This is a genomic window from Williamsia sp. Y721 (assembly GCF_059683565.1).
In genome coordinates, this window is record NZ_JCASNH010000005.1 from 42441 (window position 1) to 60620 (window position 18180).

Annotated in this window: 18 protein-coding genes; 11 read left to right on the forward strand and 7 right to left on the reverse strand. The window is 63.3% G+C overall.

The features are described 5' to 3' along the window. Positions 1–62: 62 nt before the first annotated feature. Together AC56PL_RS23760 and AC56PL_RS23765 are read right to left on the reverse strand one after the other, a co-directional pair. Positions 63–1673, reverse strand: coding sequence for an FAD-dependent oxidoreductase (locus AC56PL_RS23760; protein WP_497155634.1), 1611 nt, complete (start codon positions 1671–1673; stop codon positions 63–65). 109 nt (positions 1674–1782) lie between these two features. Further along, positions 1783–3330 carry an AMP-binding protein gene (locus tag AC56PL_RS23765; protein ID WP_497155344.1) on the reverse strand — a complete coding sequence of 516 codons (1548 nt, stop codon included), beginning with the start codon at positions 3328–3330 and terminating at the stop codon, positions 1783–1785. A gap of 363 nt (positions 3331–3693) precedes the next feature. On the opposite strand from AC56PL_RS23765, the gene AC56PL_RS23770 reads away from it, so the two are divergent. The 5 genes from AC56PL_RS23770 to AC56PL_RS23790 are packed head-to-tail and all read left to right on the forward strand — an operon-like array spanning position 3694 to position 8619. Next, positions 3694–5064, forward strand: coding sequence for a cytochrome P450 (locus tag AC56PL_RS23770; protein ID WP_497155345.1), 1371 nt, complete (start codon positions 3694–3696; stop codon positions 5062–5064). Beyond that, positions 5061–6161 (forward strand): amidohydrolase family protein, encoded by a 1101-nt coding sequence (locus tag AC56PL_RS23775; protein WP_497155346.1) that lies wholly within the window; start codon positions 5061–5063, stop codon positions 6159–6161. The genes AC56PL_RS23770 and AC56PL_RS23775 overlap by 4 nt, the downstream gene beginning before the upstream one ends. A 10-nt stretch (positions 6162–6171) precedes the next feature. Next, positions 6172–7317 (forward strand): amidohydrolase family protein, encoded by a 1146-nt coding sequence (locus AC56PL_RS23780; protein ID WP_497155347.1) that lies wholly within the window; start codon positions 6172–6174, stop codon positions 7315–7317. A 1-nt stretch (position 7318) separates the two neighbouring features. Then, on the forward strand, positions 7319–7726 hold the full coding sequence (locus tag AC56PL_RS23785; protein WP_497155348.1) for a Rieske (2Fe-2S) protein: 408 nt from the start codon (positions 7319–7321) through the stop codon (positions 7724–7726). Then, positions 7723–8619, forward strand: a complete 897-nt coding sequence (locus AC56PL_RS23790; protein ID WP_497155349.1) for an alpha/beta fold hydrolase — start codon at positions 7723–7725, stop codon at positions 8617–8619. Before AC56PL_RS23785 ends, AC56PL_RS23790 begins: the two co-directional genes overlap by 4 nt. A gap of 17 nt (positions 8620–8636) precedes the next feature. Here the strand turns inward: AC56PL_RS23790 and AC56PL_RS23795 are convergent, their stop codons facing one another. After that, positions 8637–9110 carry a hypothetical protein gene (locus tag AC56PL_RS23795; RefSeq protein ID WP_495517615.1) on the reverse strand — a complete coding sequence of 158 codons (474 nt, stop codon included), beginning with the start codon at positions 9108–9110 and terminating at the stop codon, positions 8637–8639. A gap of 93 nt (positions 9111–9203) precedes the next feature. Between AC56PL_RS23795 and AC56PL_RS23800 the strand changes: the two genes are divergently transcribed. Genes AC56PL_RS23800 through AC56PL_RS23825 form a run of 6 tightly spaced genes read left to right on the forward strand, consistent with a single transcriptional unit; the run spans position 9204 to position 13344 of the window. Further along, a complete protein-coding gene (locus AC56PL_RS23800) occupies positions 9204–10511 on the forward strand; it encodes an NADH-ubiquinone oxidoreductase-F iron-sulfur binding region domain-containing protein (protein WP_497155635.1) in 1308 nt (435 codons plus the stop codon). Further along, the gene (locus tag AC56PL_RS23805) at positions 10508–10738 is read left to right on the forward strand and encodes a ferredoxin (RefSeq protein ID WP_495517614.1); all 231 of its coding nucleotides are present in this window, start codon (positions 10508–10510) and stop codon (positions 10736–10738) included. Before AC56PL_RS23800 ends, AC56PL_RS23805 begins: the two co-directional genes overlap by 4 nt. 45 nt (positions 10739–10783) lie before the next feature. Continuing rightward, a complete protein-coding gene (locus AC56PL_RS23810) occupies positions 10784–11434 on the forward strand; it encodes a TetR/AcrR family transcriptional regulator (protein WP_497155350.1) in 651 nt (216 codons plus the stop codon). Further along, positions 11431–11910: a hypothetical protein gene (locus AC56PL_RS23815; protein ID WP_497155351.1), complete on the forward strand. Its 480-nt coding sequence runs from the start codon at positions 11431–11433 to the stop codon at positions 11908–11910. The genes AC56PL_RS23810 and AC56PL_RS23815 overlap by 4 nt, the downstream gene beginning before the upstream one ends. Positions 11911–11959: 49 nt before the next feature. After that, a complete protein-coding gene (locus AC56PL_RS23820) occupies positions 11960–12730 on the forward strand; it encodes an Rv1363c family protein (protein ID WP_497155352.1) in 771 nt (256 codons plus the stop codon). Further along, a complete protein-coding gene (locus AC56PL_RS23825) occupies positions 12727–13344 on the forward strand; it encodes a twin-arginine translocation pathway signal (protein WP_497155353.1) in 618 nt (205 codons plus the stop codon). Before AC56PL_RS23820 ends, AC56PL_RS23825 begins: the two co-directional genes overlap by 4 nt. Positions 13345–13368: 24 nt before the next feature. Here AC56PL_RS23825 and AC56PL_RS23830 read toward each other — a convergent pair whose 3' ends face one another. From AC56PL_RS23830 to AC56PL_RS23845, 4 genes are read right to left on the reverse strand one after another with little or no spacing between them, the layout of a single operon-like run. Beyond that, complete coding sequence (locus tag AC56PL_RS23830) at positions 13369–14751, reverse strand: MCE family protein (RefSeq protein ID WP_497155636.1); 1383 nt, start codon at positions 14749–14751, stop codon at positions 13369–13371. Then, positions 14751–15872 carry an MCE family protein gene (locus tag AC56PL_RS23835; RefSeq protein ID WP_497155354.1) on the reverse strand — a complete coding sequence of 374 codons (1122 nt, stop codon included), beginning with the start codon at positions 15870–15872 and terminating at the stop codon, positions 14751–14753. Before AC56PL_RS23835 ends, AC56PL_RS23830 begins: the two co-directional genes overlap by 1 nt. Then, entirely contained in the window at positions 15869–17113 is a 1245-nt protein-coding gene (locus tag AC56PL_RS23840) for an MCE family protein (RefSeq protein ID WP_497155355.1), read from the reverse strand. The genes AC56PL_RS23835 and AC56PL_RS23840 overlap by 4 nt, the downstream gene beginning before the upstream one ends. Then, positions 17110–18180 carry an MCE family protein gene (locus AC56PL_RS23845; protein ID WP_497155356.1) on the reverse strand — a complete coding sequence of 357 codons (1071 nt, stop codon included), beginning with the start codon at positions 18178–18180 and terminating at the stop codon, positions 17110–17112. The genes AC56PL_RS23840 and AC56PL_RS23845 overlap by 4 nt, the downstream gene beginning before the upstream one ends.

Here is an 18180-nt window from a genome sequence, read left to right on the forward strand (position 1 = left end):
ACACACCGGTCGCCGCGCCGCGTACGACTCGATCAGAACCCGGCGAATCCGGCAGGGCGTGCCTACAGCGATGCGCCGGTTGCCGCCCTGTGACCTGCACGAAGCCCCCAGACCATGCCTGGGCCGATCGTGCCGCCCGCGCCGCCGTACGCGCGTCCGGTCACGCCCGCCATGGCGTTGCCGACAGCAAAGAGTCCGTCGATCACCCCACCGTCGACATGTAAGACGCGCGCGTCGCGATCAGTCCGCGGGCCACCTTTGGTTCCCATGGCGCCAACCGTCACCGGCACGGCGTAGAAGGGGCCGGTGTCCAGGGGTCCGAGGGTGCGGCCCGCGACGGTCGGCGCACTCTCGTCACCCCACCATCCGTCGTAGGCGCTCGCGCCACGGCCGAACTCCGGATCCACCTCGGCCGCGACATTCCGATTCCACTCCGCCACCGTTGCGGTCAGGCCGTCGGCATCGATTCCCACCTTCGTTGCGAGTTCACGTAAATCTTGAGATTCCGAAAACCATTCTGGAACCTCATCTTTCGGATCCACTCCCAGAAAACCGAATCGCTTGAAATGCAGAGCGTCGAACACGATCCAACCGGGATCGTTGACGTAGCCGCCTTTGGGGTCCAAATAATGGAACGCTCCGGCCATCGAATTGTATTCTGATGCCTCGTTGACAAAACGCCTACCGGCGCGGTTGACCATGATGCTGCGCGGACGAGTGCGTTCCAGCCGAACGCTTCGGCTGCGCGGTCTGCCCTCGATCAGATCGCCCGGGATCCGCACGATCGGCACCCACCACGCCTCACTCATGTTCCCCAGGTCGGCCCCGAGTGCCATCGCCATCCGGAGCCCGTCGCCGGTCCCGTTCGGCGGCGACACCGGACCATGCATCGGGCCGCGCAGATAAGACTTCACCAACGTCGGATCCCACTCGAAACCACCGGTCGCAAGGACGACTCCCCGCCGGGCCCTGACCGCAAACCCCCTGTCTCCCTTAGTCATCTGCGCTCCGACCACGCGACCGGATTCGGTGATGAGCCGGTGTGCGCGGGTACCGGTCTCGGGGACGACCCCGGCGTCGAGCAAACCCCGGAGCAAGCCCCCGATCAGCGCGGCACCGGCCACACAGATGGTCGATGAATCCGAAACATCCACCGCCGCATTGAGTCTTGCTCTCGTCTCGGCATCAAATCCGACGTTGCTCCAATCGGCGGGAAAGGTGGTGATCCGATTCTTCCACTCCCCCAAGCGATTGAGATCAAAGGGGATCGGACTCAGTGATCGCCCGCCCGAAGGCCTGCCTCCGGGCAACTCCGGCTTGTAGTCCGGGAACCCGTCTGCGATCTCGAAGCGGAGCGCACTGTGCGCCTCTACGAAGTCGATCGTCGCCTCACCGGTTCGGACGAACTCCTCGACGAGGTCGTCTTCCATCGAGTCCAGCGCCTGCGCCCGCAGGTAACTCAGGGCATCGTCAATGGTCAGCTCGCCGTCGGGGCTGCGGTGATGCGCGGGGATCCAGGCGATCCCGCCCGAGACCGCACTCGTGCCACCGACGGTCGCCGCCTTGTCGTAGATCGCCACCGAGGCGCCGGCATCTGCGGCGGACAACGCAGCCGTCATCCCGGCGGCACCGGTTCCCAGGACGAGTACGTCGACCTCGCGGTCATATGACACGTCTTCCACGCCGACGGTGCGCTCACCGACAGGGTGACGATCGTAGATGTCTGACACGAGATGTCCTTTCAATCAGTTGGCGACAGTCGCGCCAATATCGTCGCCAGAATCAGTGCGTTTGCTGCGATTCAAATAGATTCTGCCGTCGTATCAAATGCTTTTGCACTTTTCCGCTCGGGGTCCTCGGAAAGTCACTCAATGCGGCGATTTGTTCAGGCCATTTGTGCATGACAATCCCACAACTTTCGAAATGAGAGCGCATATTCTCGAGCGTCGGGAGTTCATATCCGTCACGAACCCGGACGACTGCGGCGGCGTGCTCACCAAGCCGCGGATCAGCGACGGCGACCACTGCAGCCTCAGCCACCGCGGGCATCCGCAGGAGCACTTCTTCGAGCTCGAGGGCACTGATGTTCTCACCACCACGAATGATGATGTCGGCTTTTCGGTCCGTGATGGTCAGGCACCCGTCGGCGTCGATCACGCCGACATCCCCCGTCCGGTACCACCCCTCACTGTCGAAAGCCGCTGCGGTCAACGCGTCGTCGGTGTACCCCACGAACAGGTCCGGACCTCGGCTGAGGATCTCGCCATCGTCGTCCAACCGGACCTCGACACCCGGCATGGGACGTCCGTCTGTCAGCAGTCGGAATCGCTGCGGAGCGTCGAACGGTGAGCCGGTGATCGACGGATGTTCAGTGCTCCCGTACGCGCGAAACGCGACTATTCCCAGGTCAGCGAGCCTTCGCATCAACGCCGGAGATACCGAAGCGCCACCGAGACCCACGAACCGAACGTGTGCGAGATGTTCTGTGGTGAAGTCGGGATGATCGAGCAGGCTGCTCACGAAGTACGGCGGCCCACCACCCACGGACAGACCGTCGCGCCGCATCAAGGCCAGGGCCCGACCCGGGTCCCAGACGTCCATGAGGTTGACCGGCTTGCGATTGAGCACGGGGATGAGAAGCGCACCGACCATTCCGATGAAGTGGCCCACCGGTGTCGCCGTCAGCGCAGCGCCGGTGTCCTGGGCGTTCTGCGCCGCCAGCTGCCGTGTCTCACAGCCGAGGGTCTGATGACTGTGGACCACCCCTTTGGGCGCGCTGGCCGTACCAGACGTGAACGCGATGAGCGCGGGGCCATCGGGATCAACCGGGACCGCGCCGATCATCGGCTCGTCGCCAAGGAGATCGTCGAAGTCACGTCCGACCACGCCGACGATGGGCACGTCGGCCGCGACGTCCGGCTCATAGACCAACCGGCCGAATCGCTCCGCGGTGATGAAGACCGCAGGCTGGGCGACCGCCAGAATGTATTCGACCTCGCGGCGTCCGTACATGTGGACGATCGGCACGACCACCGCGCCGAGCAGGCTCGATGCCCAGAACGTGGCGGCAGCCTCCATCCAGTTCGGCAGCTGAAACGCCACCGCGTCACCCGGCTTGATGCCGCGCGTGCGAAGCCCGGTGGCAAGCCTGCGGGCGATCAGCTCGACGTCGGCGAAGGTCCCCGACCACGGCCTCGACTCGGAATGCACGGTGAACGAAAGGTCTCGGGTTCCGGCCAGGCCGGAGTCCAGCATCTGCCCGATCGATTCCCCGCTCCACCAACCTTCCGCAACATAGCGAGCGCGCACGTCACCTGGGATCTCCCGCATCGTCGACACTCACTCCTTGTTCGAGACCTATCGCGTGGCGAAACCGACCGCCCACCAACTCATGAGAATTCAGTACGGATGTGCCAATATCGGTCGATAAATCAACGGTTTCGCCGGATTCGATCACCCCTGCTCGGCCGGTCGCGGATGACCAGAAACCTTGTTGCAGAATCGCTCGTAGAGTAGCATTCTCGCAAACCACAAGATCATTCTTCCGGAATGAAATAACATTCCTGATACCGGGATGGCTTCGGCCGCAGGCCCGTCGATAAAAGTTACCGAGACGTACCAACCGGTGTTCTACGAATAGATCGTATCGGCGAAGGGGACGGGTTTCAGTGACGCAAAGGAAGGACACCTCGCGTGAGCACCGAACAATCGACTGACCAATCCACCGGAGACGCGGCAACGCGGAACGGTCTGCACTTCGATCGCCATACGCCCGAGTACCGACTCCAGTTCGAGTCGATCACCTCCGAGATGCATCAGAAGTGCCCACTGGCCTGGACCGAGACCTACAACGGACACTGGGTGGCGGCAGGCAACAGTGAGGTCTTCGAGCTCGCGCGCTCCTCTTACGTGTCGAACGACAACGACATCAACGGAATTCGCAAGGGGTACAGGGGAATCAGCATTCCCACACCCGAGCACGAGCTGATCGCGCGGGGCGGCATGCTCGAAATGGACGAACCCGAGCACCATCACTACCGCCAGGTCCTCAACCCTTACCTGTCACCCGCGGCGGTGAAGCGGTGGGAACCCTTCATCAAAGAAGTGGTCGACGCCAGCATCGACGAGAAGATCGAAAGCGGGACAATCGATTTCGTGGACGACCTGGCCAACGTGGTGCCGGCGGTCCTCACACTGGCGATGCTCGGCGTCCCGTTGGACAAGTGGTCGATCTATTGCGAACCGGTGCATGCCTCGGTGTACACGCCGGTCAACTCGCCCGAAGCGGTCCGGGTGTACGAGCTGTATCAGGAGATGGGCCTGGACCTGATGTCCAATGTGGCCGAGATCCGTGAGAACCCACGGCCCGGATTGATCCAGGCACTGGTCGACATGCGGATCGACGGGCAGCCGGCACCGGACCTCGAAGTGCTCGGCATGCTCGGTCTCATCATCGGCGGCGGCTTCGACACCACCACGGCGCTCACCGCACATGCCCTCGAATGGCTCTCGGAGAATCCGGACGAACGGACTCGCCTCAGCGACGACCGTGATGATCTCTTGAATCCGGCGACCGAGGAATTCCTGCGCTACTTCACCCCCGCCCCCGGCGATGGCCGGACCATCTCGAGTGACTGCACCGTCGCCGGAGCCGACCTCAAAGAGGGTGAGCGGCTGTGGCTTTCGTGGGCGATGGCAAACCGCGACCCGGACCTCTTCCCGGAACCCAACACCATCCAACTCGACCGCGGCGCCAACCGGCACTACAGCTTCGGTCTCGGAATTCATCGCTGCATCGGATCAAACGTCGCACGGACGGTGTTCAAGTCGATGCTTCTCGCGGTACTCGACCGCATGCCCGACTACAGGTGCGACCCCGGCGCAGCGGTCCATTACGACACCATCGGTGTCATCCAGGGCATGCGCCACCTTCCCGCCACGTTCACGCCCGGCCCCAAGCTGGGCCCGGGTCTCGACGAGACTCTCAGAAAGCTTCAAAAGCTCTGCGCCGAACAGGAACTCGCCGCACCGATCACCGTCCGACGCGAGCAGGACAGCCGATGAAGACACACCCCGACGGCACCACCACACCCGTCATAGACGCCAGCGTGCACATCTTCTTCACGTCGAACAAAGACATGCGCAGCTTCCTGCGAGAACCTTTCAAGAGTCGCGGCATCCCCGACGCCGAGATGGATTGGTACGGCGCACCGGGTGGTGAGTATGCGCCCGGTACCCGGGGACCGGGGCGCGGCTATCCGGGCTCAGATCCCGAACTCGTCGCGCAGCATCTGTTCGTCGACCACGGCGTCGACGTGGCCATCCTGCACCCGATGACCCGCGGCATCCTCCCCGACCGCCATCTGACCAGCGCGGTGCTGGCCGCCCACAACCAGATGATGGTGTCGCGCTGGCTGGAATCGGCCGAATTCGGCGATCGCTTCCGGGGAACCATCCGGATCAATCCCGAGGATGTCACCGGGGCCCTTCGTGAAATCGACCGATGGAAAGATCATCCACGCGTGGTCCAGCTCGGTATCCCACTCCAGTCGCGCGAGCTGTATGGAAAACCCCAGTTCTGGCCGATCTGGGAGGCCGCAGCGGACGCGAAACTCCCATTGGCAGTTCACATCGAGACCGGGGAGAGCATCGCTTTCCCCCCGACCCCTTCAGGTCATGCCCGGACATACGAGCAATACCTGGGTTTCATGGATCTGAACTACATCTATCACCTGATGAACATGATCGCCGAGGGTGTCTTCGAGCGGTTCCCGGCACTGAAGTTCGTGTGGGCCGATGGCGGCGCCGACCTGCTCACTCCGTTCATCTGGCGGATGGACACGTTCGGCCGCCCGCATCTCGAGCAGACACCGTGGGCACCGCGCATGCCCAGCGACTATCTACCCGACCACGTCTACTTCGTGCAGAGCAGCATCGACGGTCCCGGTGATACCGACTTCGCCGGAGAGTGGTTCGGGTTCACCGGAAAAGACGACATGGTGATGTTCGGCTCGAGCTATCCCCATTGGCACCACAACTCATTGGATGCGTTGCCCCACTCGTTGAGTGTCGGACAACGCGAGAAACTCTGTTGGCGAAATGCCGCCTCGATCTACGGCATCGACGTCTCGGTCGCACTGGCCGCACCCGAGCCCGCGTGAAGGAGAAGCCATGACCAGCACCAAGATTCACGATCACACACCCGACACCGAGATGATCCCGGTCCGGGTTGTCGACTCCGACGTCCACCCCGTTCCGCGACGAGGCGAGCTGGTCGACCACATCCCGGAGCCCTATCGCAGCGAGTACTTCCTCAGCCACAAGGTCGGGGACACGATCATCTACGACGCACCCGACTATGCGCACTCGTATGCGATGCGGGTCGACTCGTTCCCGGCGGACGGCGAGTTCCCCGGCAGTGACCCGGAACTGGCCTTTCGTCAGCTGATCATCGACGCCGGTTCGGACATCGCGATCCTGGAACCGACCGTCAAGGCCACGCGGCTCCCCGAAACGACTGCCGCGCTCGCCACCGGGGTCAACAGCTGGTTGGCCGCTCACTGGCTCGACTCCCACAACAACTGGCATCAGCGCTGGCGCGGGTCGATCTGCGCCGGCATCGACGATCCCGCGGCCGCCATCCGCGAGATCGAGAAGTGGGCCGGGCACGAGTACATGGCCCAGATCCTCATCAAGGCCGAACCTCGTCCGGCCTGGGGCAACCCGGCCAACGACCCGCTGTGGGCAACCGCGGTCAAACACGACCTCCCGGTCAGCTGCCATCTGGGCCGCGGATCGTTCGAGACGATGCCCATGCCGCCGGTGGGGTTCCCGAGCTACAACCACGACTTCATGGTCACCTACTCGCTCCTGGCCGCGAACCAGATCATGAGCCTGATCTTCGACGGGATCTTCGACCGCTTCCCGGCGCTGCGGGTGGTGTTCGTCGAACACGCGTTCACGTGGATTCTGCCGCTGATGTGGCGGATGGACGCGATTTACGAAGCCCGCAAATCGTATGTGTCGATCAACCGCAGGCCGTCGGAGTACGTGAAGGAACACATCAAGTTCACCACCCAGCCGCTGGACTACCCGGAGGACAAAACCGAACTGACCCGGGCCTTCGAGTGGATGGAGGCCGACAAGATCCTGCTGTTCTCCTCGGACTATCCGCACTGGACGTTCGACGACCCCCGCTGGCTGGTCAAGCATCTCCCCCGGCATGCCCGTGACGCGGTCATGTACCGCAACGGCATCGAGACGTATCACCTGCCCGAATACGTTCCGGCCCTCAAAGATCAGGTCCGGGTGTTCTGAGATGGCAGACGAGACAACACCGGCCGACGCCACACCACCTCGGCTCGCGCAGGGACGCGAACATGTGGTCGCCACCGTGGCCGAGATCCCGCCGGGCTCGTCGAAGATTGTTCCGATCGGACGGCACGGTGTCGGTGTCTACAACGTCGGCGGCACCTTCTACGCCATCGCCAACTACTGCCCCCACGAAGGTGGGCCACTGTGTTCAGGGCGGGCCCGCGGCCGCACCATCGTCGACGACAGTGTGCCCGGCGATGCGGTGATGGTTCGCGATTTGGAGTTCATCTACTGCCCCTGGCATCAGTGGGGCTTTGAATTGTCCACCGGGACAACCGCAGTGAAGCCGGAGTGGAGCATCCGCACCTACCCGGTGCGGGTTGTCGACGACGACGTGCTCGTCACCGCATGAGCACAGGAGAAGCGTTGTCCAGTCCATGCATCATGGAGATCAACGGCGGCAACGTCGTCTACGAAATCCTCGGTACCTCAGACGAACTCATCGTCCTGACCCCTGGCGGCAGATTCGGCAAAGACATCCCGGGCCTACGTCCGCTGGCGCAGGCCCTCGTCGACGGTGGCTACTCGGTCCTGCTGTGGGATCGCCCGAATTGCGGTGCGTCCGATGTCCAGTTCTACGGCCGGTCCGAATCCCACATGCGTGCCGAGACACTCGCAAAGCTGTTGAACGGGCTCGGCCGCGGACCGTGCATCGTCGCCGGTGGATCCGGTGGCGCCCGGGACTCGATGGTGCTGACCATTCTCTACCCGGAACTGGTGAGCAAACTGGTGTTGTGGAATATCGTCGGCGGTATCTATGGAACGTTCAATCTGGGTGCACACTATGTACTTCCGAGCCTGCAGGCCGTCCGCGGACTCGGTGCCGAGGGACTGCTACGGCTCCGCGAATGGCGTGAACGGATCGATGAGAACCCGGCCAACAAACAGCGATTGCTGGACCTCGACCCGGACGAGTTCGTGAAACTGTCCCTGCGGTGGCTCGGCAGCTATGTCCCGAAACCGGGTCAGACGATCCCCGGAGTCGAAGACGAATTGTTCGATCGCATCACGGTTCCCACCCTCATCATCCGCGGTGGGGAGAACGATCTCGATCATCCCAAGCGCACGTCGTTGGAGGTCAGTTGCCTGATCAAAGGCGCCGTCCTGATCGATCCACCGTGGCCGGAGGATGCCTGGGAACGTGCGATGGAAGACCGCGCGTCCGGTAGGTCTAAGGGATTCAACATGTTCGACACCTGGGTCCAGGCCGCTCCCGCGATCCTGAAGTTCCTGGCGGACTCATGAGCCGCATTGCGGTGCGCTCACACCGGACGAATGTGGACCTCGCAGTTGAGGGAGGCCTCGAGTGCGGTGTGAATGCGGCTCTCGGGAATCCGGTCGAGATCGGTCTCCTGGATGTGGACAACCACCACATCCCAACCATCGGGTCCAGGTGTTCTCTCGATGTCGGCGATCAGCCCGAAGCCGGCGAGCACGCCGCGGGCATCGTCATCGGTTCCCCGGCTGATGAAGGTCACCACACCGGCACGCGGTACCACCTCGAAAACCCGCTCACACAACTCGAGTCCTTGCCGATGCAGCACATCAGGGTCGTCACCGGACATCAAGAGTTCGACCTCGCGCCGCTTGGCCGCGGCCGAAACGAGGTCGATGTCGATCAGCTCGGCGCCCAGTTGCGCCGCGCCGGAACGGAGCTGCGCCATGCCGGCTGTCAACTGCCCGGCGGTGAGTACACCGTCCGGATCGACGTTGATCCGCAGCACTGCCGTTCTCATGGGGGTGAGCCTAACCGTGCACTGCTGTGATGGTCGACCGATACCCCAACGCGGCCAGGAGAATCGAGGGTCATGAGTACCACCCCCACGAGTATGCCGACGGGCCGCCCGACACACATCGACGTGGCGGTTGCCCCCGGGCTCACACCGCGGCTCCTGCACGCCGATCGTCGCGCAGGCGAGATCGAGGATCTGACCGGCTACCGCCGAGGTGGTGGATACCGGCCAGTCGAGAATTCGGACACCGTCCTGCGCGAGGTGGAAGAGTCCGGGCTGCGCGGCCGCGGCGGCGCCGGATTCCCGATGGGCACCAAACTGCGGTCGGTCCGCGATCACGGTCTGCGGGCCGGCGCGGCCATCGTCGTCGCCAATGGCGAAGAGGGTGAACCTGCTTCGGTCAAGGACCGCTGGTTGATGCGGCATCGTCCCCACCTGATCCTCGACGGCCTCCGACTGGCGGCCGCCGTGGTCGGGGCTCACCGGGGTCACGTCTACGTCTCCGACACAGATGCGGCCGGCACCATGGAGCGGGCGCTGACCGACGCCGTCGATCTGCTGGGCGACCTCGAACTCTCGGTGCTCGTGGTCGAACCCGGATACGTCAGCGGCGAAGAGACTGCTGCGATTCGCGCGATCAACGGTGGACCTGCCAAGCCGAGCGACAAACCTCCACGGCCCTACCAACAGGGCGTGGGCCAAATGCCGACGCTGGTCAGTAACGTCGAGACGCTCGCACACGTTCCGTATATCGCGCACAAGGGCGGTACGGCGTTCCGGACCATAGGGACCGCCACCTCCCCCGGCACATTTCTGGCCACGGTCACCGGTGCGGGTAAACCGGCTGTCCTGTACGAGATTCCACACGGACTGCCGGTCACCGACCTGCTGGCACTGCACGGCGTGGCACCTCGCCGGGTCCGCGGAGTGCTCATGGGCGGCTACTTCGGTGGCCTGCTCAATCGCGACGTCCTGGCCGGCCACCTCGATCACGACAGCATCCGCACGCTCGGTGGCGGACTCGGATGCGGCGCCATCTCGCTGCTCACCGACGAGTGTCCGGTGGCTGTTGCGGCGTCTGTGATGAGCTATTTCGATCGTGAGAACGCCGGCCAGTGCGGGTCGTGTTTCAACGGCACCGCGGCCATGTCGGCTGTACTCGACGCACTGCGCGATGGTGTTGCAACCGAAGACGACGTCGTACGCCTGAGGCGATGGTCGATCGTCTTACGCGGCCGCGGTTCCTGCGCGACGCTGGATGCGGCCACCAACGTGGCAGGCACGCTGCTGGCACTATTTCCGAACGCGGTGGCCGATCACCGATCGCGGCGATGCGCCACCTGCGATGCCTCGCTCTACCGCACCCTGCGACCGTTTGCGGCGGAGAACGGAGACGGGCTGTGAGGATACGACTCGACCGTACGATGTGCGACGGGTTCGGCACCTGCGCACGGCATGCGCCCGAATACTTTTCGCTCGATGACTGGGGCTACGCCTCCCTCATCGGAAACGGTGAGGTCCCGCCCGCCGACCGTGATCAGGTCATGCGGGCGCTCATGGACTGCCCCGCGCACGCGATCATCGAGATGTCAGAGACCAGCGCAGTCGGGCCAGAGAGACCCGGGAAGTGAATTGCCCCTTGTGTGGCACAGTCTGCCAATGGCACACTATGCCATGTGACCTCCGCCACACAAGGCAGTGCGGACCTGCCCCGATACCAGCCCCGAACCACCGAGGAACGTGCCGAAAAGACCCGGCGCGCAATCGTTGACGCGGCTCTGGATGCCTTCCGCATCCACGGATATGAGGCAACAACCATGGGCGCGATCGCGGCCCTCGCCGGTGTATCGCCACGTAGCCTGTACCGGCACTACGGAAGCAAAGGCCAACTCTTCGCCGAGACCGTCGCGCTGCGGTCAGAGGACCTCATGACGTACCTCGTTGCCAATCTGGAACGAATGCCGTTGCGCGAGGCGATCCTCGACGCCGCCTGCGGGGCGACCGTCGATGCAAACGAAGAGAATCGCGAGCTCCTGCACCTGGCCACCACCGAACGCGAGATGTCGCGTTTCCTACACCTGACCACCCAGCGGATGGTGCCACCGCTGGCCGACATCCTGCGTACCGCGGCCGGGGTCACCGCCGAGAACACGGAGCCGATCGTGTGGGAGACCCGCGCTGCCGCCCTGATCGGCGCGTTGACCTGCGGCTTCGGACACTGGGCCGCCACCCCGGACTCAGATGTCCGAGAACAGCTTTCCCGAGCGGTCGACACCGTCCTACCCATTCTGCAGACCAGATCCGGCAACCAGGAGTCAGTCCGATGAGATATCAACTCAATGTGGTTGCCCGCAGTGTCACCGACGTGGTGCAGCACGCGGGAGGGCTCGTGTACGACCGGGTGATGGCCGGCTGGGACGTCACCGTGATACTCACCGACAGCTGCGACACCCGGCCGGTGAAGATTCTCGGAGCAGACGTCGCCGACCTCGAAAACGCGCTGGCCACCAAAGGACTCGGCCGCCATCCACAGGCTCTTGCCATTGCCGCGGACCTGTTCCGAAGCGATGATCGAGTTCACGGGGGCGTGGTGAGAGCTCTCGCCGACGGCAATGTGGAGGTCACGTTCTGGGGTGATTCCTGGCCGCTCGATTCCGACACCGCCACCGCCTCCGTCGTCCACCAACTGAGCTTCGCCGCGCAAGCTTTCAAATCGCACGCACTCACTGCGGCTGCACTTCCCGCCGACACAGTCGATTACACCGAGGTGTTCCACAGCAACGCCGGACAATCGGCCGCCTGACCACCCGTCGACCCGATCAAGCCGTTCACCAACGAAAAGCCGAGGCGCGATGACCAAAGCCGACACCACCGATCTGGCTGTGCTGGAAGCCGAAGCGCTCGCCGAAGCTGCTGAAGCCAGCGCGGTGGCTGCCCGCGCCCGCGCGCGAGCTGCCCGACTACGACGACAATCCGAGGCGGAACCCACAGACATCAAGACCACACCTGCCGTGGATGACGTTGAGCCGGAAGCTGTTCAGTCAGATGATGTCGAGCCAGAAGACTCGACCGCGCCCGCCGAGGACGACGGTGTGCAGGAACCATCCCGCTCACTGCGATCGCGGCTCCGGCTCCGGCGCCCGAGCAAACGGTTGACAGCGATACTGGTTGCTGCCGTGGTGATCGTCGCGGCGCTCGGGGTGAGCGGGTATCTGGCCTGGCAACACCGCGATGTGGTCAAGACCCAGGAACTCGAAGCCGAGTTCGACGCGGCGGCGCGGCAAGGCGTGGTCACGCTCACGTCACTGGACTTCAATCAGGCACAGGCCGATGTCCAGCGGGTACTCGACAACTCGACAGGGGCGTTCCTCACCGAATTCCAAAGTCGAGCCGATGATTTCACCAGTGTGGTCCAGCAGTCGCAGGTCACCACCAAGGGGCAGGTCAACGCCTCCGCGGTCGAGTCGATGACGGACGATTCGGCAGTTGTGCTGGTGGCGGCCACCTCGGAGGTCACCAACGCCGCCGGCGCCAAGGAAGAATCCCGGGCCTGGCGGCTCAGCGTCACCGTGACCAGAGTTGATGGAGAACTGAAGATGTCGAAAGTCGAGTTCGTGCCATGAGCGAATCCAGCGAAGCGGTGACCCTCACAAAGGAGCACGACGCGGCGGAGGCCGACGTCGACGAGTCGGACAATCCCAAGGCAGGGCGACGCTCGAGGTCTCGGCTTCGATTTCGGCGGGGAACCGGGTCCAGGCCGAGATTCAGTACTGTGGCACTTGCCTTACTGGTGGCCGCATCTCTGGTCACCGTCGCCCTCACTTACTTCTTCCTGTACGCCCCGGACAGGCAATCCGATTCCGGTGCAAAGGAATCAGCGATCACGGCGGCGGATTCCGCCACCGTTGCGCTGTTGTCGTATTCGCCGGACACACTCAACGATGATCTGGCCGCCGCCAAAACCCATCTCACCGGCGAGTTCCTGACGTACTACACCGAATTCACCGAAAAGGTCGTCGCACCGGCCGCCCAGGAGAATTCAGTCGATACCCAGGCTGAGGTCGTCCGGTCCGCGGTGTCGGACATCGACGAGAACTCGGCAACGGTCCTGGTGTTCATCAACCAGAGCACCACCAGCACCGACAAACCCGATCCGGCCCTGACTGCCAGTAGTGTCCAGGTCGCACTGACCAAAGTGGATGGTGCCTGGAAGATCTCGGCTTTCGATCCGGTCTGAGATCCAACTCCCGGCGCGTTCGCGTCATCCCTGCGGCAGCATGCCCTGCCAGGTCGGCCTTGGTTGTGAGCCCGCGAGATCGGTCTGTTGGTACATCGCCCCATCGGGCCCGACATAGGTGCCCGTGGTCGGCGAGTACTGCGCCCCGGCCACGGCGGGGGTGATCCCCTGCGCCTGCAGATTCGGATCCGGCGGGTAGTCGCCGAGCAGGGGCTGCGTCGGAGATACAGGTACGAACTCCTCATCGCTGTTGCACAATTCAGCAGTCGCCGCGCGCTTACCGGGATTGCCGAGGCACGGGATGTTCCGCGCACCCCGCACCGCGATGTCGGAATCCTGCGGCAACTTGCAGTACAGACCTTCGGGTGTGTCAATGGTGGTCGTGTCCGACGGCGGACGCCACTGATCCGGCGGCAGGAACCCGACGGTGCAGGCAGGCGGATCGGAGATACCGCTGATCCGGAAGTCTCCCAAGCCCAGCCCGGACGCGTTGTTCTTGGGCTGGACCGCCTGAATCATCGAGATGGACGGCGGCAGTAGCACCAGCAGCTGCTCCAGAGCCGCGTTGTAGGTCACCGCGAGCTGACCCACCGAGGTCAGATTCGCCAGCAGAATCGGCAAGGTGAACTCGACCGATTCGAGTAGACCGGTCACCTCGTCCGAAAAGCCCGGCCCGGAAGCGAGAATCGCGCGGATCTGCGGATCATTGGTCCGCAGTTGATCGGTGACACCGGCCAGCGATCGACTCCAGATCTCGATTGCATCTGCTGAGCGCACCTGCGAGGAGAGCAACGGTTCCGCATCCTCGATCAGGGTCCTGGTCGTGTCCCCCAGGTCGCTGAAGTCGCCGGCGAGTTTCGAAGACGTGTCGATGAGCGATTGGAGCTCGAAACGCTGACCACCGAGACCCCGATACAACTCCTCGGTGAGACTGTTCAATTTGTCCTTCGGAATGCTTCCGACGAGGTCACTGAGCTCGTCGAGCATCGGCCCGACCGGCTGCGGGATCTCGGACTTGTCCGAGGTGATCACCGATCCGTCATGGAGATACGGCCCCAAGTCCGTGTTGGGCCGCAGGTCCACATACTGCTCACCGACGGCCGACATGCTGCGCACCTGTGCCCGCAGATCCGCGGGGATCCGGGCGCCGCTGTCGATCGACAGCGAGGCCCGGACACCGCTGTCGGTCAGGCTCACCGACACGACCCTGCCGACCTCGGCACCCCGGTACGTGACGTTTCCGAACCGGTACAGTCCGCCTGCCGCAGGCAGATCCAGTGCCACCACCATCCGGCCGATCCCGAGTTGGGTCTGAATCTGCATGTAGGAGAACAGCATCACCACCATTGCGACCGTGGACATGAGCGCAAAGGCGACCAGCTGGAACCGGACGAAACCCGAGAGGATCACGATTCACCTCCGGTGATCGGCGCGCTCAATGGATCCCGAACGTATCGGCCATAACCCGGGTCTCCGACCGCTGCCTGAACAACCGCGTTCGGATCTCCCAGCGGAGTGCCCAGCAGGAGTTCACGTTGCATCCGCTCGACCGTGAGGTCGACCGTGGCATGGAGATTGATGTAGTCGCCACGGACAGCGCGATCAATCGTCTTCTGACCGTACGGATATACAGTCGCGTAGGCGATGGCCTTGTCCAGTTGCGGGCCGACGTCGGCCAGAGATCGCAGAGTGGGCGCCAGGTTCTCCAGGTCGGTCACCAGATCGTCCTGGACCGCCGCGACAACGCCGGTGGTGGTGTTGCTGAACACCCGGAGCTTGTCGAGTGCGGTGGTGATCTGCGGGCGCTCCGACACCAGGACCTCCAGGGCGGGCGGTATCTTCTCCAAGGCTCCGACCAGGACATCCCGTTGTGTGGCAAATGTTTCGGCGAGCCGATTGGCGTTGTCGATGGTGGCCACGATGTTCGCGCGCTGTTGGTCGAGGGCACCGACAAACGTGTCGAGCCGCGTGATCAGGTCACGAACCGCGTCCTCCCGGCCGCTCAAAGCCGTGTTGAGGGAAGAGATGATGTTGTCGATCTCCCCGAGACCGCCTCCGTTGACAATCGTGGAGACCGACGCCAGGGTTTGCTCGGTGGTCGGGTAGGTGGCCGTCTCATCGATCGGAATCGTGGCGCCTGCGGGGAGTTGCCCGGTCGGTGGCGCACCCACCGGCGGATTGAGCTCCAGATGATTGGAGCCGAGCAGGCTCGTCTGACCGATGTGGGCCTGCGCGTTCCCGGGGACCACCACACCCTTCTTCACCCACACTTCGACATTCGCGTGCCAGCCGACGACAGTCATGTCCCCGATGCTGCCGACCACCACGTCATCGATCATCACCGGCGAATTCGACACGAGGGTACTGACATCGGCCATCTGGACGTGGAAGAGCTGAGAATCAGACCCACGGCCTTCGGTACCGGGCAACGGTAATGAGTTGACGCCCTGCCAGCTGCATCCGGCAACCGTCAACACCACACATACGACGATCATCGGCAGGCGTGGATCGATACGTCGGGGTGTCATGACGGGCGCCTTTCGATCGGCAAGAGCAACGCATCGAGTGGATTCGTCGCTGCTGCCGGCTTGGTGGGCATCGTCTTCGCCGGGACGAGGTCCGGCTCGGTGTAGATGATGTTGTTCGGATCAGCTGTGGGGCCGAGGAGCGGATTGAGCGGGAACGGCAGGTAGTTGAACGCCAGGAGCGGTAGGACCGGACCGAGGTACTCGCGACATTTCTTGGCGCCCTCCTCTGAGGTCAGGTTCTCCACCGCCGCAACGCCGGAACAGATGAACTGGATGGGATTCGAGAAGTTGTTCAACGTGAAAACCCCCGCTTCTGTGCCGGTGTCGGGGTTGTAGATGTTGTAGAAGTTGGCCATGCTCGTCGGGAACACGTGCAACAACTGCTCGATGTCGGCCCGGTGATCAACCAGGTTCTGCGTCACATTCACCAACCGCTGTACCTGTTCGGTTGCCTTGCTGCTGCTCGATGCCACGAACCGCTGGACCTCCACCACCGCGACCGAGAGATTTGTCAGTGCCGCATCAAGATCGGATCGGCTCTCGTCGAGCACACTCGACACCGTCGCGAGGCGGTTCTCGAATTGGACGATCTGTTCGTCGCTGTTGCGCAGGGTGGTGACAAAGGTCTGCAGGTTGGTGATGATGTCGACGATGTCGCCGCTGCCATCGGCCAGGATTCGTCCCACTCCCGACAGTTGCTTCACCGTCTCTCTGAGTTTGTCGCCGTTGCCGTCCATCGCGTCGGCCGTGCTGTCGATGAAGCGGCCCACCGAGCTCTCCGAGATGTCACCACTGGGACCCAGATCTGTTGCCAATCGTGTCAATTGGGTCTTGATCTCGTCCCATTCGATGGGCACACCGGTCCGCTCGAGTGGGATGACACCGTCGTCCGGCATGACCGGGCCCTCGCTCCGATAGGCCGGGGTGAGCGCGACCACCCGATCGGCGACCAGATTCTGGGCGATGATGATCGCCTGGGCGTCTGCCGGGATTTTCACACCACGATCGACCTTCATGTCGAGCCGGACCGAAGTCCCCTGTGGGTGTATTCCGGCGACCGACCCGACTTTCACCCCCGCGACCTGCACCTCGTCGCCTTTGTAGATTCCGGTCGCGGTGGTGAAGATCGCGCTGATCGATCTGGGCCCGAACGTCTTCTGGTAGGCGAACACCGTGCCGGCGAGCAATGTCGACAGCAACACCACCGCCACGAGAGCCACCACGATCCGCTTGCGCGTCATCGGCCCGGCCCCGCCGGTGTCTGAGCCGAGGCCCCAACCGGGATCTGGCCCCCTGGGATCGGGAACGGTACTCCCGGTTCGATTCCGAACGCTTTGTTGATGAACGGCTGGATCATGTGGCCGTCGATGAGGTTGGCGACAAAGGCGTTGTAGAACGGGCCGCTGGAGACCGCCTCACCCTGGGTGAGCGAGACTTTCGCCAGACCCGGTATCGCCTGCCCGATGTTGTCCCTGTTCTTCTCGAGCAGCGCTGCGACAGAGTTCAACCGGTCCAGGGTGGGCGCCAACTGCGCCTCGTTGTCGGCAACGAGACCCGACAGCTGCGCAGCGACAGCGGAGGTGTTGGCCAGCAGATCCACGATCTCCTGGCGCCGGTCCACCAGAACACCCAGCAACGAATTGGCATTGAGGATCAGTGAATTCAGTTCGTCACTGCGTTCGGCCAGTATCGAGGTGACCTCACTGGTACTGCTCAGCAGGTCACGCAGCGATTCGTTGCGGCCGTTGATCGACCGCGACAGTTCGCTCAATCCGTCGAACGTCGGGCCCAGTTGCGGCGCAACCTGATCGATGGTCGACGACAACGTGTCCAGGGACTGGTTCAAGGCGTCGGTGTCGATCGAGGTGACATTGGTGGTCAGGTCTCCCAGCGCATCGTTGAGCGAATACGGCGACGATGTCCGTGAGCGTGGAATGACATCCGAGGGGTGCAGGACGCCACCACCAACACTGTCCAGGGTCAGCATGCGCCTCCCCAACAAGGATCCGGTCTTGATCTGTGCGGTGCTCTCGGTCCCGAGGCGAACACCGTCGTCCACCCAGAACTCGACCCGGACGTCCCCTTCGTCCAGCGAGACCTTGGACACCGTCCCGACTTTCACACCCGAGAGCACCACGTCGGCCCCTGATCGGAGACCACCGGCCTCTTCGAACAGTGCCTGGTACGGCAAGGAGGTGAACCAGGTGATGTATTTCTGCCCCTGCAGACCCACGGCCACAAACAGGCAGATCAACACCACGCCGATGAACCCGTGTCGGGCAAGGCGACCACCGCGATATTTCAGCAT

Excerpts from the sequence above, each read along its gene's own strand:
- AC56PL_RS23765 (WP_497155344.1), bottom strand. The coding sequence starts at position 3,330 with ATGCGGGAGATCCCAGGTGACGTGCGCGCTCGCTATGTTGCGGAAGGT.
- AC56PL_RS23795 (WP_495517615.1), bottom strand. The coding sequence starts at position 9,110 with ATGAGAACGGCAGTGCTGCGGATCAACGTCGATCCGGACGGTGTACTC.
- AC56PL_RS23785 (WP_497155348.1), top strand. The coding sequence starts at position 7,319 with ATGGCAGACGAGACAACACCGGCCGACGCCACACCACCTCGGCTCGCG.
- AC56PL_RS23790 (WP_497155349.1), top strand. The coding sequence starts at position 7,723 with ATGAGCACAGGAGAAGCGTTGTCCAGTCCATGCATCATGGAGATCAAC.
- AC56PL_RS23780 (WP_497155347.1), top strand. The coding sequence starts at position 6,172 with ATGACCAGCACCAAGATTCACGATCACACACCCGACACCGAGATGATC.
- AC56PL_RS23845 (WP_497155356.1), bottom strand. The coding sequence starts at position 18,180 with ATGCTGAAATATCGCGGTGGTCGCCTTGCCCGACACGGGTTCATCGGC.
- AC56PL_RS23825 (WP_497155353.1), top strand. The coding sequence starts at position 12,727 with ATGAGCGAATCCAGCGAAGCGGTGACCCTCACAAAGGAGCACGACGCG.
- AC56PL_RS23820 (WP_497155352.1), top strand. The coding sequence starts at position 11,960 with ATGACCAAAGCCGACACCACCGATCTGGCTGTGCTGGAAGCCGAAGCG.
- AC56PL_RS23835 (WP_497155354.1), bottom strand. The coding sequence starts at position 15,872 with ATGACACCCCGACGTATCGATCCACGCCTGCCGATGATCGTCGTATGT.
- AC56PL_RS23815 (WP_497155351.1), top strand. The coding sequence starts at position 11,431 with ATGAGATATCAACTCAATGTGGTTGCCCGCAGTGTCACCGACGTGGTG.
- AC56PL_RS23840 (WP_497155355.1), bottom strand. The coding sequence starts at position 17,113 with ATGACGCGCAAGCGGATCGTGGTGGCTCTCGTGGCGGTGGTGTTGCTG.
- AC56PL_RS23800 (WP_497155635.1), top strand. The coding sequence starts at position 9,204 with ATGCCGACGGGCCGCCCGACACACATCGACGTGGCGGTTGCCCCCGGG.
- AC56PL_RS23775 (WP_497155346.1), top strand. The coding sequence starts at position 5,061 with ATGAAGACACACCCCGACGGCACCACCACACCCGTCATAGACGCCAGC.